This is a genomic window from Marinobacter sp. ES-1 (assembly GCF_000475255.1).
GTDB lineage: Bacteria > Pseudomonadota > Gammaproteobacteria > Pseudomonadales > Oleiphilaceae > Marinobacter > Marinobacter vinifirmus.
This window is the reverse complement of sequence record NZ_AXBV01000096.1, coordinates 154665-168684: the sequence shown is the minus strand read 5'-3', so window position 1 is coordinate 168684 and position 14020 is coordinate 154665. Positions and strand designations below refer to the sequence as shown.

The window sequence follows — 14020 nt, the reverse complement described above, 5'->3', positions numbered from 1 at the left end:
GTACCTCAGTCCTCGGCACTGGCAAAGCGGGATTTCTCCATGGTGTAGCCTGCCTTTGCCAGCTGGGACAGGATGGCTGTACGGGTAACAATACCCACCAGTTTCCCATGATCAACCACCGGATACACTTTCGGTTTACCGGCACCCAGGTTCTGGGCCAGGTCTACCACCGACATATCCGGGGATACCGTCAGCGGGTTATGGAACATCACGTCGTCTACCATGGGCTCGCCTTCGCCATGGTAGTTACTCACCAGCAGTGCATGAATGCAGTCCTGCTCCGACACAAAGCCCAGCACATGGCGCTGGTCGTCCACTACCGGCAGCCCGGAAACGTGGTTCTCAAGCAGCGCCTTCACCACCCGTGGCAGCGGTGTGCCGCAGCGAATGGGTTCAATATGGTTCCACATGACTTCGGAAATCTTCAGTGAGCGCATCAACTGCTCCCCTCGGTGTCAGATTCAACTGGCCGGAAAGCGATTCCGGTTACCCTAAACATAGGCAATTCGCCCGCAAATAGGAAACCACGGCGGCAAAAACGGTTTACATGAACAAATAGTCGACTAAACTCAAGGAGTTATGCCTTAACAAGGCCAAAAAACATAATAGATCCGTGGCAAAAACCGGGAGTCTCCATGGAAGCCATTTCAAATTTTGTTAATGATATCAACGGGCTGGTTTGGGGCCCGCCCATGCTGGTCATGATTCTGGGTGTCGGCCTGTTCCTGAGTATTGGCCTGAAACTGATGCCGATCATGAAACTTGGCGCCGGCTTCCGGCTGATGTGGAGCGGTCGGGCCCGGGGCGATGAGGACGACGGTGACATTCCGCCGTTCCAGGCCCTGATGACGGCGCTGTCTGCCACCGTGGGCACCGGCAACATTGCCGGCGTGGCCACGGCGGTCTTCCTCGGCGGCCCTGGTGCGCTGTTCTGGATGTGGCTGACCGCCCTGGTGGGTATGGCCACCAAGTATTCCGAAGCCGTATTGGCCGTTCGCTTCCGGGAGGTTGACGAGCGCGGCAATCACGTGGGTGGCCCCATGTACTACATCCGAAACGGCCTGGGCAGCAAGTGGGCCTGGCTGGGTGTATTGTTTGCCGTCTTTGCCTCGATCGCAGCCTTCGGCATCGGCAATACCGTACAGGCCAACTCGGTGGCTGATGTGCTGGCAACCAACTTCAACCTGCCGCACTGGGTAACCGGCGTTATCCTGATGGTCCTGGTGGGCCTGGTGCTGATTGGTGGTATCAAGCGCATCGGCCAGGTCGCCAGTGCCCTGGTGCCGTTCATGGCGGTGTCCTACGTGCTGATCGGCCTTATCGTCCTGGCCATCAACGCCAACGCGATTCCGGACGCCATCAGCATGGTATTCAGCTACGCCTTCAGCCCTGCCGCAGCCGAGGGTGGCTTTGCCGGCGCCGCAGTGTGGGCGGCCATCCGCTTCGGTGTGGCCCGGGGTATTTTCTCCAACGAAGCCGGCCTGGGTTCTGCACCCATTGCCCATGCTGCGGCCCAGACCAAAAACCCGGTCAAGCAGGGCATGGTGGCCATGCTGGGCACCTTCATCGATACCATCATCGTGTGCAGCATCACCGGCCTGGTCATTATCACCTCCGGCGCCTGGACCTCCGGTGAAACCGGTGCAGCCCTGACCTCACTGGCCTTTGAAACCGGCCTGCCGGGCTTCGGTAACTATGTGGTCGCCATCGCACTGGCCATTTTCGCCTTCACCACCATCATCGGCTGGTCGTTCTACGGCGAGCGCAGCATCGAGTTCCTGTTCGGGGTGAAAGCCATTGTGCCGTACCGGGTGCTGTGGATCATTGCGATTCCGGTGGGTGCCACGGTGAACCTGGGCTTTATCTGGCTGGTAGCAGATACCCTGAACGCCATGATGGCGCTGCCTAACCTGATCGCCCTGTTGCTGCTCAGCCCGGTGGTGTTCAAGCTGACACGGGAATATTTCGAGAAGCAAAAGGCTGCCGGTTACCGTTAACCGCCAGGGATTGTCATAAGGATGTGACCAAAGTGTTGGATGATCCGGGTCAACTACCCCTTGTTATCCGGATCATCCGGTACCAGAGTTACTGGTAGACACTGGCAAAGTGGCCGTACAAAAACCGTGCAAAGGAAAGGAGACTGACTATGACCTTGCGTCTTGGAGATACCGCACCGGATTTCGAACAGGAATCCAGCGAAGGCACCATCCGGTTCTACGACTGGCTCGGCGACAGCTGGGGCGTGCTGTTCTCTCACCCGGCGGACTTCACACCGGTTTGCACCACCGAACTTGGCCTGACCGCCAAGCTGAAGGACGAGTTCGGCAAGCGTAACGTCAAGGCAATCGCCCTGAGTGTCGACCCGGTGGACTCCCACCAGGAGTGGATCAAGGACATCAACGAAACCCAGGGTTGCAGCGTTAACTTCCCGATCATTGCCGACCACGACAGCAAAGTGGCCAAGCTGTACGACATGATCCACCCCAACGCTGACAGCACCCTGACCGTTCGCTCGCTGTTCGTGATCGACCCGAACAAGAAGGTGCGCCTGATCATCACCTATCCGGCCTCTACCGGTCGTAACTTCAACGAAGTGCTGCGGGTGATCGACTCGCTGCAGCTGACCGACGAACACAAAGTGGCCACCCCGGGCAACTGGGAAAAAGGTGGCGATGTGGTGATTGTGCCGTCCCTGCAGGACGAAGAGGAAATCAAGAAACGTTTTCCGAAAGGCTACAAGGCCGTTAAGTCCTACCTGCGGATGACACCAGACCCGTCCTCCAACTGGAGCGGCGACTGAGCCTCCGGTTCTGTATAGCAGTCACGAAAAGGGCAGGTTGAACACCTGCCCTTTTCTGTTTCAGGCTTACCAGCTGGCCGGCACCCGGCCTTCACGGATACGCTGGGGATGATCCCCCACATCCACCCGGGCAATCTCGCTGGCACTGTCGATATCAATCACCGACATCTGGTCGGTACCACTCCAGGAAATATAGCAGCGGTCACCCTTGGCATTGGTGGTTACCCAATAGGGCTTCTCACCCAGCCCGGTCAGCACCCTGTAGTCGAAGGTTTCCCGGTCCACAATTGCCACGTAATCGCTCATGGTGCCGGCGACACACAGGGTGTCGCCTTTGCCGTTCATGGCAATGCCGTGGTGGGCGGAATCGTTGATGTAGAGCTCCCGTGGCATATCCGGTACCAGGTTTGGCAGCGCCGCCCGGCGGGTGACCACGCCCTGCTCCATGTCGTACTCCACAAAGCCGTGCAGGAACGACAGCTGGAAGTAGAAGAAGCGTTCATCCGGTGTATGGGCCATGGGCCGGATGGCGGGGCTCAGGTCACTGTAGCCGGCCACATCCAGTTTTTCGGCAAAGTCGAACTGCTCGATGATTTCCAGGGATTCTGCATCCACCACCTGGAACCGTCGCTCGCCCTTGGTGAAATCCATCAGGTTCTTGTCCAGCGGGGTGAAAACGTGGCCGATGCTGGCGTGGTAAATCTTGCTGCCATCCCTGGAATAGACATTTTCGTGGGGCGAATTGCCGGTCGGGAACTGGCCGATTTCCTTTTTCGGCGAACACTTGTACCTTTTTTAGGCAATCAGACACATGACGCAACTGACACCCGGCCCGTCATTTCGGCCAACTGCAGGTATAAAAAAAGGACAGGTCTCAGCCTGTCCTTTTGATTTCAGTCGGTTACCCGGTTGGTATCAGAACGCCGGGACTACCGCACCTTCATACTTCTCCATGATGAAGTCTTTTACCGCATCGGACTTCAGGGCGTTGGCCAGCTTCTGCATGGCTTCGCTGTCCTTGTTGTCCGGACGGGCAACCAGGATATTCACATAAGGAGACTCGGCACCTTCAATCACCAGGGCATCTTCAGACGGGTTCAGGCCTGCTTCCAGCGCGTAGTTGGTGTTGATCAGGGCAACGTCTACCTGGTTCAGGATACGCGGCAGCGTGGCGGCTTCCAGTTCCTTGAAGTCCAGGTCTTTGGGGTTGTCGGCAATGTCACGCGGGGTGGCGGTGATCTTGCTCTCGTCTTCCAGGGTGATCAGACCGGCTTTCTGCAGCAGCAGCAGGGCACGGCCGCCGTTGGTGGGGTCATTGGGGATAGCCACAACCGCGCCGTCTTTCAGCTCGTCCAGGGACTTGATCTTGCTGGAGTAGGCGCCAAACGGCTCAACGTGGACACCGGTGACAGTCACCAGGTCTGTGCCGCGGCCGGCGTTGAATTCATCCAGATACGGCTGGTGCTGGAAGAAGTTGGCGTCCATACGCTTCTGGTCGACCTGGATGTTCGGCTGTACGTAGTCGGTGAAGACTTTCACGTCCAGCTCAACGCCTTGTTCAGCCAGTGCCGGCTTCACAAATTCCAGCAGTTCCGCATGGGGAACAGGGGTAGCAGCTACCGACAGCTTTTCAGCGAAGGCGGCTGAGGAGAAGGTTGCTACGGCAGCGATGGCTACCAGGGTTTTCTTCAGATTCATCAAATCTCTCCTTAAAGCATTAACGAATGCATCATGTTCGGGAATACGGCCGGTGGCCTATATCAGACTCCGCAGGTGAGTCCGGTTACTTTCTGCTGAAATACAACACAAGGCGGTCACCCGCCATCTGCAACAGCTGTACAAAAATCACCAGCAAAGCGACGGTTATCACCATCACATCGGTTTGAAAACGCTGGTAACCGAAGCGAATGGCCAGGTCACCTAGGCCACCGCCACCGATCACGCCAGACATGGCTGCGTAGGACACCAGCGTGATGGCAGTAACCGTAATACCCGCGATAATGCCGGGAAGCGCTTCCGGCAGCAAGGCGCCGAAGATGATCTGCCTTACGTTTGCTCCCATGGCCTGGGTGGCTTCGATGATGCCGCGGTCGACTTCCCGCAGGGAGGTTTCCACCAAGCGTGCGAAGAAGGGTGCGCCACCGGCCACCAGCGGCGGGATGGCCCCGGCTACGCCCAGGGAGGTGCCGATCAGCATGACGGTGAACGGGATCATCACGATCAGCAGGATGATAAAGGGTACCGAGCGCAGTACGTTGACTACAAACGACAGCACCGCGTAGGCCACCGGTTGTTCCAGCAGCTGGCGTTTGCCGAACAGGAACAGCAGTACGCCGACGGGCAGGCCGATCAGGACGCTGAACAGCAACGACATACCGACCATCACCAGGGTGTCCCAGCTGGCCCAGCCGATTTCGGCCCAGTCTACGTTGCCCATCAGGGTTTCCATTAAAGCTTCCATCAGCGCACCACCTCCACGTGAACGTCGGCGGCTTCCAGCGCCTGCATGGCAATGTCGAGATCACCGCCCACCAGTGACAGGGTCAGCTGGCCGTAGGGGGTGTCTTTAATGTGGTCGATCCGGCCGGACAGGATGCTGAAATCCACACCGGATTCCCGGGCCACGCTGCCCAGCAGCGGCTTGTAGGTGGATTCGCCTTTGAAGGTCAGTCGCAGGATGCGGCCGTTGGCTTTTTGCAGGTCTTCCTGCAGTTCGTCGCGGTCTACGTTCTCGCTTTCGAACACGAAATCCCGGGTGGTGGGGTGCTGCGGGTGCAGGAACACGTCGCTCACCGGGCCCATTTCCACTACCCGGCCGGCGTCCATCACCGCAACCCGGTCGCATACCCGGCGTACCACGTCCATTTCGTGGGTGATCAGCACGATGGTCAGGCCCAGTTCCTTGTTGATGTCGCCGAGCAGTTTCAGTACTGACTGGGTGGTTTGCGGATCCAGGGCGCTGGTGGCTTCGTCACACAGCAGGATGGTCGGGCGGCAGGCCAGGGCCCGGGCAATGCCCACGCGCTGTTTCTGGCCGCCGGACAACTGGGACGGGTATTTGTTGGCATGTTCGCTCAGGCTGACCCGGGCCAGCAGTTCTTCCACCCGTTCCCGGATCTCGGTTTTCGAGTAGATACCCGCCAGTTTCATGGGGAAGGCGATGTTGTCGGCCACAGTTTTGGACGACAACAGGTTGAAGTGCTGGAAGATCATGCCCACTTTGCGGCGGAAAGCCCTGAGCTCGGCGGCGCTGTAGCGGGTGATGTCTTCGTTATCGATCAGGATGCGGCCACCGGTCGCTGGCTCGAGCATGTTGATCAGGCGGACAAGGGTCGACTTGCCCGCACCGGAATGGCCGACGATGCCGAATACTTCGCCGGTTTCTATGGTCATACTGGTGGCATGCAACGCGGGGATCGCCCGGCCGGCCACCTGATACGACTTTTGTACCTGGTCAAATACAATCACGGTCAGTGCCCTGGTTCAGTGCCTTGAGGGTGCAAGATAAAACCGACGATTATAGCCTATTCGCTGATCAAACCCGAATCACTGCCGTGTGTACTTGCCCTTATCCGTCAATGCAGGGCCCGCATCTGCCGGGGGTAGAGCGCAGCACTCACTTCCGGCTCTTCCAGCAGGTTTGCCAGTTCCTGGTCGATGTCGGTTTGTTCGCCTTCTTCCGGCAGCGGCTCGAACAGAGTACTGAGCCAGGCCGCCACGGAGGGCGCGTTATCCCGTTCGTAGTCGGTGGACAGCGCCTTGATCCGGCGGAAGCCGATGATGCGCTGGTGCCGCGGGTCGCGGATTTGTTCGAAGCCACGCCAGTAAATCCTGTCGCGGGTGTGCAGCTGTACGAACAGGGTGTCGATGGGGCCTTTGTCGTCGTCTGCATTCCCGTCATCGGCTTCTGAAGCCTGCACGTCGGACTTTTCAGACTCTTCGGGTTCTTCGCTTTCAGCCGGCTTGCGGCGGATGGTGGTCCAGGCCGGGTAAAGCACAGCCACCGCGTCGGCTTCTACATGCTCACGGGCGGCACGCAGAATCAGGCCCCAGCGGGCCTTGTCGGCATCGGTTTCCAGGGAGTTGATGGGCAGGTCGTAGCTCTCATCGCTGGAGAGAACAATTGCCATCATCGGGGCATCCAGCTCCCCCATGGCTTCGGCCTGTGCTACGGATACCAGATCGTCGATTGCCATCGATTGGTTCATAAGATGCTCGCCTCCTCGATGCCATCAGGGTGGTCAGGGAGCGGAGTCCCTGCCCTACAGCATAGCCTGTTCCACATGGAAAGATAAACGTGGAGTTTGTTGGCCCGGATCACAACCCCTGACCAACAAATCCGCACAGTTTCTTCAGAATGCCGATTCCAGACGCTCGTAGTTGGCAAACCAGGGGTTGGCTTCCTCCAGCTGGGCGGCCAGTTGCAGCAAGCCGCCTTCACCGCCGTGGGCCGCGCCGAACTGAACGCCCACCGGCAGCCCGTCGCGGGTCCAGTGCATGGGCACCGACATTGCCGGGGTTCCGGTCAGGTTGGCCAGCTGGGTGAAGGGGGTGCGGGCCAGGCTTTCCAGGGCCATCTGGTCTACCTGTCCTGAACGGTGTACCAGTTTGCCGGCTTTCAGGCCCAGCATCAGCCGGGCGACCAGCTTCAGGTGCGCCGGGGTATCCATCTGGCCAATCTGTGCCGGTAACTGGCCGGTCGTGGGGCTCAGGTACAGGTCAAAGCGGTCGAAGAACGCCCCCAGGGCCCGGGCAAAGTCATTCCACTGCTGGCGCCTCCGAACGTAGTCCGGCAGAGGCATGGTGCGGCCGAGCATTCCCAGCAGGCGGGTTTCCAGTTCAAAGTCTTTATCCGTGGCGCCGAAACGTTCCCGGGCGCTGTCCATCAGGGCCGAGACTTCCCCGAAATACAGGGACAGGTAGCACCGGGCCAGGGCCATGCCGTCAAAGTCCGGACGGGCGTATTCCACCTCATGCCCGAGCCCCTCCAGCATTCTCGCGGTTTCTTCCACCGCCGCCACGCATTCCGGGGCCACGTCGGTGTCGTAGGGTGAGGAGGTGAACACACCGATTTTCAGCTTGCCGGGGGATTGCTGCATCTGTTCGAGAAACGACGATTCGGGCGCAGGAATGCGGAACGGGTCACCGCTGGCGGGGCCGGCCAGCACATCCAGCATGGCCGCGCTGTCTCGCACGGTGCGGGACACCACGTGATCGGTGGAGGCGCCGGTCCAGGCCTCACCCATATGCGGGCCCACTGAGATGCGGCCCCGGGACGGTTTCAGCCCGAACAAGCCATTGTAGGCGGCCGGAATACGAATGGAGCCGCCACCATCGTTGGCACCGGCCATGGGCACAATGCCAGCCGCCACCGCAGCACCGGAACCACCGCTGGAACCGCCGGGGGTAAGGTCGGTGTTCCAGGGATTGCGGCTGGGGCCCCAAAGCTCGGATTCCGTCACCGCCTTCAGGCCGAATTCCGGCGTAGCCGTGCGCCCCAGAAACACCAGCCCGGCGTTGCGGGCACGGCGCACGAATTCCGAATCCCGGGTCGGTACATTGGTGCTCAGGGCCCGGCTGCCATAGCTGCAGGGATGGCCGGCCTGCTCCTGGGCCAGGTCTTTCAACAGTATCGGCACGCCGGCAAAGGGCCCGTCCTCAGGGAAACCCTGTTCCAGGGCTTCGGTGAACTGCGGATGACATATCGCGTTGAGTTTGCCATTCACCCGGTTGGCCCGGTCGATGGCCGCTTCGGCCACTTCCCGGGCGCTGACGTCGCCCCGGCGAATCAGGTCAGCCAGTGCGGTGGCATCAAAGCTCAGATATTCAGACTGTTTCATCGGCAACCCTGCTTGTTGTTTTGTGGTGCAATCCGGCTGGACATTTCGGGTGTAATCCGGAAACTCCGGAGCTTACGACAATCGTTAGGTGAGTGCCATGGATCTGCTGTTCCCGGAAGCCCTGAGCACGGGCGTGGGATTATTCCTGCTGGCGGCCTCCGCCGTTACCTCCATGCTGACTGCCGTGCTGGGCGCCGGTGGTGGTGTATTGCTGCTGGTGCTGATGGCCACCTGGATTCCGCCAGCGGCGATTATTCCTGTCCACGGAATGATCCAGCTGGGCTCCAACACCGGCAGGGCAGTACTGACCTTTCGCCATATAGACTGGCGGGTGATTCTCGCCTTTGCGCCGGGTGTTGTGGCGGGGGCGGCCCTGGGTGCCTGGTTACTGGTCAACCTTCCCGCTCACCTCTGGCAGCTGACCATTGCCGGCTTCGTGCTGTATCTGTGCTGGGGCCCGAAACTGCCCAAGGCCTCTTTCGGGCCGGCCGGTATTTTCCTGGCCTCGGCCATCACCAGTTTTATCAGCCTGTTTGTGGGTGCCACCGGTCCTTTGGTAGCCGCATTCATCAAGCAGATTCACACCGACCGTTTTAAAACCGTATCCACCTTTGCCGCCGCCATGACCCTGCAGCATGCGCCCAAAGCCCTGGTGTTCGGCTTTGCCGGCTTTGTGTTCTCGGAATGGCTACTGTTCATTGTCGCCATGATTGCCTGCGGCTTTGCCGGCACCTGGCTGGGGCTGCGCCTGCTGAACACCATGACCAACCGCTGGTTCAGCCTGGCGTTCAACGTGGTGCTGACCCTGTTGGCACTGCGGCTGTTATGGCAGGCGGCGCAGTCAGCCGGCTGGTTCGGCTGACACACCTCCGCACTGTTTCGAAAAGCAGCCAGCCCGTTGCAACACATTCGCATTCCCACTTGTAATTCTAGTGATAATAGTTATTATTTAGTTCTGTTTTCATTTTTCCGAGTGTTGCTTCATGGAACCCTTCAGCGCCGTAGCCGAGCCCCTTACCGAACTCAGTCCGTTAAACCAGCTGGTCGACATGGGCGGCCCGATCATGGTTGTGCTGATTGCCCTGGCGGTGATCGGTACCGTTACCTTTGTTTACCTGATGCTGTACGGCAGCTTCTACGCCCCACGATACACCCGCAAGCTGCGCACCCTGGTAGACCAGTGGCAATCTGCGCCGTCGGACACCCGCCCGGAACAGGTGCGCCAGCAAGCCGGCTTTTTCGGTCGCGGCAACCCGCTGATGCACCTGCTGGTAAATACCATGAGCGCCTGCCAGACCAACCCCAACACCCCGGCCGTGCGCGAGACCGCCGTGCGGGATGCCCAGGGTGCACTGGAACCCTTTGAAGCACCGCTGAAAATCATCGAAGTGATTGCCGCCCTGGCTCCGCTGCTGGGCCTGCTGGGCACCGTCATGGGCATGATGGAAGCCTTCAGCGCCATGGCCGCCACCGAAGGCCGGGCCAACGCCAGCCAGCTCAGTGGCGGTATCTACGAAGCCCTGATGACCACCGCTGCAGGCCTGATAGTCGCCATTCCCTTTGCCGCCCTGGCCGCCTGGATCGAATTCCGCCTGCGCCGGATTCACAAGACCATCAACAGCGCACTGGTCAGCGTGTTCAATGTGGTGCCGTCGGGTGAGGCCGCCGGCGCGCCGCAGGCTGTCCCAGCGGATGAACCCTCAAAAGCCGCTGACACCCGTAATTATTCCGGCAACGACAGCCCGCGCTTCGCCCATGCAGCTGGTTGAACCCCGGCCCAACCGGCCACTACCGATCCGGATTACACCGCTGATTGATGTGGTGTTTATTTTGCTGGTGTTTTTCATGCTGACCACCCGCTTGCTGCCCGTGGACTACCTGGAGCTGGGCAATAACACTGAAAGCCGCAGCAGTGTGACCGGCGAGCCCCTGCCTGAGCTGCAGGTAACCGCCAGCGGCCAGGTAGTGTGGCAGGACAACCGCTACAGCCTCGGGGAATTACTGGAAGCACTGAAGGCAGCCGGCATCCGGGAAGCCAACCTGGGCACCACCGCCGATACCCGCCTGGCAGATTTCACCCGCACCCTGAGCGCCCTGGACAACGCCGGCGTGGAAGCGCACTGGAATCGCCAAAGCACCAACGACCTATGACAGAACTGGTTCCTCCTCCATCAACCTCCGGCAAAGGCCTGCTGGACCGGGTTGAAGACGCCCTGCTGCCGCTGATCAACCTGGTGTTCCTGCTGCTGATCTTCTTTATCGTGGCCGGCCAGCTGACCAACGAGCCCCTGCCCGAGCTGCCCGGTGCAGCCCGACAGCAACAGGAACGTGCCCCCGAAGCCGACCTGATGGTCGCAGCCGATGGCCAGTGGAAAGTGCAGGGCAAGGTGCTGGGCGAAGAACAGCTGCTGGCCGCCCTGCCGCAACCCGATGACAGCAATCCCCTGAGAATTGCCGCAGACCAGTCGCTTACCATGTCCGACCTGGAAGCGCTGCTGTCCGTCCTGGAGCAGGGCGGCTACACCGAGGTTCTGCTGCTGACGGAGCCCGGGCAATGATGCCGCAACACAAGGGCTCCAAGTTGTTGTTTCTGGTGCTGGCCATAGCCGCTGCCGGCTTCGGGCTGACGCTGGCGGCACCGGACAAACCCATACCCCTGGCTACCCTGGGCGACAGCGCTGTGAACACCGCACCGGCTATCAAGATCAGCCTGGCTGGCCGAAAAACACCTGCGCCGGTGGAAACACCCGCGGCTCCCCCTGCCAAGCCAGAGCCCGCGCCGAAACCGAAACCCGAGCCCAAGCCGGCCCCCAAGCCAAAGCCCAAACCCGATCCCAAGCCCGAACCGGCTCCGAAACCCGAACCTCGGCCAGAACCTGAACCCGAGCCAACACCGGAGCCTGCTTCGGAACCGGCACCCACGCCGGCAGAGCCTGCCCCTGCGGCCGATATTTCAGAAGCGACTGAGACATCCGGGGAAGAGGGCGATGCCTCGGAAAGCCAGGATGCCGTGCCTCTGCAGACCGCCGGCAACTCCGCCGACGTGAACAGCTATCTGAGCAAACTCAGCCGCCACCTGGCCCGCTACTACGACTACCCGCGCCGGGCCCGCCGGCTGGGTCAGCAGGGCACACCGGTGATCGTGTTCGAGTTCACCCGCACCGGCGAGTTGCTGAACCATTCGCTCCGGGACAGCTCCGGCCACCGCCTGCTGGACGATGCCGCCCTGCAAATGCTGGAACAAGCCGCACCGCTGCCCGCCGTGCCGCCGGAAATGCGGGGCCGAACCTTTGCCTATGCCCTGCCGGTTCGGTTCAGTTTGCGCTGAAAATGCACCAGTGCCACGCAGGCTGCACTGCATCAGTGCTGCTGACCGCGCCAGGACTAGCCGGCTAACCATGCGCACACACTCGCCTTGCTATTGAAATCACCGCTTTTTCTTTAGAACTTCCGAAGCTGGCACGAACCCTGCAGAGACTCCTTCAGCAGACCAGCACTCTGCCACACCGAAAATGAACGACTTCAGACGACGGCGTCTGCTCACCTTCGCTCTCAGCGCGAATCGTGAGCGGCGCCTTTTTTTTGGCGCCGGCAACCGCGTCAGAAAACCAGGAGGAATCCGTTATGTCCTACATTCTGCCTTCCGAGTTCGTCACCAAGATGGTCGACGCCGGAGAATCGAAAGTCTCCATGGCCACCCGGGATGTCCTGATCCGGGCCTTCATGGCCGGCGCCATCCTCGCCCTGGCCGCCGTCTTTGCCATCACCGTCACCGTCCAGACCGGCAGCCCGCTGGCGGGCGCCATGCTGTTCCCGGTCGGCTTCTGCATGCTCTACCTGATGGGCTTCGACCTGCTCACCGGCGTGTTCATGCTCACGCCGCTGGCGCTTCTGGACCGGCGCCCGGGCGTGGATACCCGGGGCATTCTGCGCAACTGGGGCTGGGTGTTTCTCGGTAACTTCGGCGGCGCCCTCACCGTGGCCGCCATCATGGCCTTCGTCTTCACCTACGGCTTCAACACCGAGCCCGGTGTGGTAGGCGAAAAAATCGCTTCCATTGGCAAAGCCCGCACCCTGGGTTACGCCGAACACGGCGTAGCGGGCTGGTTTACCATCTTTCTGCGGGGCGTGCTGTGTAACTGGATGGTGTCGATGGGCGTGGTCGGTGCGATGATCTCCACCACGGTGCAGGGCAAGGTACTGGCCATGTGGATGCCGATCATGCTGTTCTTCTACATGGGCTTTGAGCATTCCATCGTCAACATGTTCCTGTTCCCCTTTGCCCTGCTGATGGGCGGCGAGTTCGGCATCATGGACTACTTCGTCTGGAACGAAATTCCGACCGTACTGGGCAACCTGGTGGGCGGTTTGTCCTTCACCGGCCTGACCCTCTACGCCACCCATATACGCACCGCTCCCAAGCGCTGCCCGGTCACGCCTGCCGTTAAAGAACGCCAAGTTCTGCAATCAGCCTGACACACCGCTCCCTGGGCAATTTATTGCCCAGGGAGCAATTCCTCGCCCAACCCCCAGGCAACACCTTGCCACGACGCTCCCTCGATCTGGCCTAGCAGAAACCTATCTCCATGTTTTAATTGAGATTTCTAAAACTGGCACAGTGCTTGTTTATAACACCCCGTCCAGGGAACACCCCGGGGACATACATTCACTAAAACGTCATGGAGCAGACTATGCCAACTCCTTGTTATATCAGCATCGAAGGTAAAACTCAGGGCAACATCACCGCTGGCGCATTCACTTCCGATTCCGTAGGCAACATCTACGTTGAAGGTCACGAAGACGAAGTGCTGGTTCAGGAATTCAGCCACGTTGTCACCGTTCCGACTGACCCCCAATCCGGTCAGCCTTCCGGCCAGCGCGTGCACAAGCCGTTCAAGTTCACTTCCGCCCTGAACAAAGCCACCCCGCTGATGTACAACGCCCTAGCTTCCGGCGAAATGCTGCCGAAAGTAGAGCTCAAGTGGTACCGCACTTCCGTAGAAGGCAAGCAGGAGCACTTCTTCTCCACCATCCTGGAAGATGCCACCATCATCGACATCGACTGCAACATGCCCCACTGCCAGGACGCCGCCAACGCTGACTTCACCCAGCTGGTAACCGTTTCCCTGTCCTACCGCAAGGTAACCTGGGAGCATGCCGTTGCCGGTACTTCCGGTGCAGACGACTGGCGCTCGCCAATCGAAGCCTGATTTTTCAGGTTCGATCCTCGGAAAACGGCTGGCCTTCGGGCCGGCCGTTTTTGTTTTCAGCGGCAAATTACCTGAGAATACGGTTTGCACATTACCCCACAGCATGGGCTAAACCGGATCGATGACTTCTCTGACACCCTTACACTCTCAGCACACGCGAAAAATAGGCA

The 14020-nt window shown here is 60.0% G+C and carries 16 protein-coding genes; 9 read left to right on the top strand and 7 right to left on the bottom strand.

Annotated features, from left to right (window positions below; genetic code table 11):
* Positions 1–5: 5 nt before the first annotated feature.
* Entirely contained in the window at positions 6–437 is a 432-nt protein-coding gene (locus Q668_RS15490; protein ID WP_022990545.1) for a CBS domain-containing protein, read from the bottom strand.
* Positions 438–635: 198 nt separating this feature from the next.
* On the opposite strand from Q668_RS15490, the gene Q668_RS15485 reads away from it, so the two are divergent.
* Positions 636–1997, top strand: a complete 1362-nt coding sequence (locus Q668_RS15485; RefSeq protein WP_022990544.1) for an alanine/glycine:cation symporter family protein — start codon at positions 636–638, stop codon at positions 1995–1997.
* Between the two features lie 149 nt (positions 1998–2146).
* Positions 2147–2800, top strand: coding sequence for a peroxiredoxin (locus Q668_RS15480; protein ID WP_022990543.1), 654 nt, complete (start codon positions 2147–2149; stop codon positions 2798–2800).
* A gap of 66 nt (positions 2801–2866) precedes the next feature.
* On the opposite strand, the gene Q668_RS15475 is transcribed toward Q668_RS15480, so the two are convergent.
* The 6 genes from Q668_RS15475 to Q668_RS15450 form a co-directional block, all read right to left on the bottom strand.
* Positions 2867–3451 carry a YncE family protein gene (locus tag Q668_RS15475; RefSeq protein ID WP_022990542.1) on the bottom strand — a complete coding sequence of 195 codons (585 nt, stop codon included), beginning with the start codon at positions 3449–3451 and terminating at the stop codon, positions 2867–2869.
* Between the two features lie 264 nt (positions 3452–3715).
* Positions 3716–4498, bottom strand: coding sequence for a MetQ/NlpA family ABC transporter substrate-binding protein (locus Q668_RS15470; RefSeq protein ID WP_022990541.1), 783 nt, complete (start codon positions 4496–4498; stop codon positions 3716–3718).
* 85 nt (positions 4499–4583) lie between these two features.
* Positions 4584–5261: a methionine ABC transporter permease gene (locus tag Q668_RS15465; protein WP_036220240.1), complete on the bottom strand. Its 678-nt coding sequence runs from the start codon at positions 5259–5261 to the stop codon at positions 4584–4586.
* The gene (locus Q668_RS15460) at positions 5261–6268 is read right to left on the bottom strand and encodes a methionine ABC transporter ATP-binding protein (RefSeq protein ID WP_022990539.1); all 1008 of its coding nucleotides are present in this window, start codon (positions 6266–6268) and stop codon (positions 5261–5263) included. Before Q668_RS15460 ends, Q668_RS15465 begins: the two co-directional genes overlap by 1 nt.
* 107 nt (positions 6269–6375) lie before the next feature.
* A complete protein-coding gene (locus tag Q668_RS15455) occupies positions 6376–7008 on the bottom strand; it encodes a hypothetical protein (protein ID WP_022990538.1) in 633 nt (210 codons plus the stop codon).
* A gap of 144 nt (positions 7009–7152) precedes the next feature.
* A complete protein-coding gene (locus tag Q668_RS15450) occupies positions 7153–8640 on the bottom strand; it encodes an amidase (RefSeq protein ID WP_022990537.1) in 1488 nt (495 codons plus the stop codon).
* Positions 8641–8737: 97 nt separating this feature from the next.
* Between Q668_RS15450 and Q668_RS15445 the strand changes: the two genes are divergently transcribed.
* From Q668_RS15445 to Q668_RS15415, 7 genes are all read left to right on the top strand, one after another.
* Complete coding sequence (locus Q668_RS15445) at positions 8738–9502, top strand: sulfite exporter TauE/SafE family protein (RefSeq protein WP_022990536.1); 765 nt, start codon at positions 8738–8740, stop codon at positions 9500–9502.
* 121 nt (positions 9503–9623) lie between these two features.
* Positions 9624–10409 carry a MotA/TolQ/ExbB proton channel family protein gene (locus Q668_RS17625; RefSeq protein ID WP_022990535.1) on the top strand — a complete coding sequence of 262 codons (786 nt, stop codon included), beginning with the start codon at positions 9624–9626 and terminating at the stop codon, positions 10407–10409.
* Entirely contained in the window at positions 10396–10791 is a 396-nt protein-coding gene (locus Q668_RS15435) for an ExbD/TolR family protein (RefSeq protein ID WP_022990534.1), read from the top strand. The genes Q668_RS17625 and Q668_RS15435 overlap by 14 nt, the downstream gene beginning before the upstream one ends.
* The gene (locus Q668_RS15430) at positions 10788–11198 is read left to right on the top strand and encodes an ExbD/TolR family protein (RefSeq protein WP_022990533.1); all 411 of its coding nucleotides are present in this window, start codon (positions 10788–10790) and stop codon (positions 11196–11198) included. Before Q668_RS15435 ends, Q668_RS15430 begins: the two co-directional genes overlap by 4 nt.
* Positions 11195–11968: an energy transducer TonB gene (locus tag Q668_RS15425; RefSeq protein WP_022990532.1), complete on the top strand. Its 774-nt coding sequence runs from the start codon at positions 11195–11197 to the stop codon at positions 11966–11968. Before Q668_RS15430 ends, Q668_RS15425 begins: the two co-directional genes overlap by 4 nt.
* A 296-nt stretch (positions 11969–12264) precedes the next feature.
* Positions 12265–13116, top strand: a complete 852-nt coding sequence (locus Q668_RS15420) for a formate/nitrite transporter family protein (RefSeq protein ID WP_022990531.1) — start codon at positions 12265–12267, stop codon at positions 13114–13116.
* Between the two features lie 215 nt (positions 13117–13331).
* Complete coding sequence (locus tag Q668_RS15415; protein ID WP_022990530.1) at positions 13332–13850, top strand: Hcp family type VI secretion system effector; 519 nt, start codon at positions 13332–13334, stop codon at positions 13848–13850.
* Positions 13851–14020: the final 170 nt, after the last annotated feature.

Excerpts from the sequence above, each read along its gene's own strand:
- Q668_RS15420 (WP_022990531.1), top strand. The coding sequence starts at position 12,265 with ATGTCCTACATTCTGCCTTCCGAGTTCGTCACCAAGATGGTCGACGCC.
- Q668_RS15425 (WP_022990532.1), top strand. The coding sequence starts at position 11,195 with ATGATGCCGCAACACAAGGGCTCCAAGTTGTTGTTTCTGGTGCTGGCC.
- Q668_RS15485 (WP_022990544.1), top strand. The coding sequence starts at position 636 with ATGGAAGCCATTTCAAATTTTGTTAATGATATCAACGGGCTGGTTTGG.
- Q668_RS15450 (WP_022990537.1), bottom strand. The coding sequence starts at position 8,640 with ATGAAACAGTCTGAATATCTGAGCTTTGATGCCACCGCACTGGCTGAC.
- Q668_RS17625 (WP_022990535.1), top strand. The coding sequence starts at position 9,624 with ATGGAACCCTTCAGCGCCGTAGCCGAGCCCCTTACCGAACTCAGTCCG.
- Q668_RS15455 (WP_022990538.1), bottom strand. The coding sequence starts at position 7,008 with ATGAACCAATCGATGGCAATCGACGATCTGGTATCCGTAGCACAGGCC.
- Q668_RS15415 (WP_022990530.1), top strand. The coding sequence starts at position 13,332 with ATGCCAACTCCTTGTTATATCAGCATCGAAGGTAAAACTCAGGGCAAC.
- Q668_RS15475 (WP_022990542.1), bottom strand. The coding sequence starts at position 3,451 with ATGGATTTCACCAAGGGCGAGCGACGGTTCCAGGTGGTGGATGCAGAA.
- Q668_RS15435 (WP_022990534.1), top strand. The coding sequence starts at position 10,396 with ATGCAGCTGGTTGAACCCCGGCCCAACCGGCCACTACCGATCCGGATT.
- Q668_RS15445 (WP_022990536.1), top strand. The coding sequence starts at position 8,738 with ATGGATCTGCTGTTCCCGGAAGCCCTGAGCACGGGCGTGGGATTATTC.
- Q668_RS15490 (WP_022990545.1), bottom strand. The coding sequence starts at position 437 with ATGCGCTCACTGAAGATTTCCGAAGTCATGTGGAACCATATTGAACCC.
- Q668_RS15430 (WP_022990533.1), top strand. The coding sequence starts at position 10,788 with ATGACAGAACTGGTTCCTCCTCCATCAACCTCCGGCAAAGGCCTGCTG.
- Q668_RS15470 (WP_022990541.1), bottom strand. The coding sequence starts at position 4,498 with ATGAATCTGAAGAAAACCCTGGTAGCCATCGCTGCCGTAGCAACCTTC.
- Q668_RS15465 (WP_036220240.1), bottom strand. The coding sequence starts at position 5,261 with ATGGAAGCTTTAATGGAAACCCTGATGGGCAACGTAGACTGGGCCGAA.
- Q668_RS15480 (WP_022990543.1), top strand. The coding sequence starts at position 2,147 with ATGACCTTGCGTCTTGGAGATACCGCACCGGATTTCGAACAGGAATCC.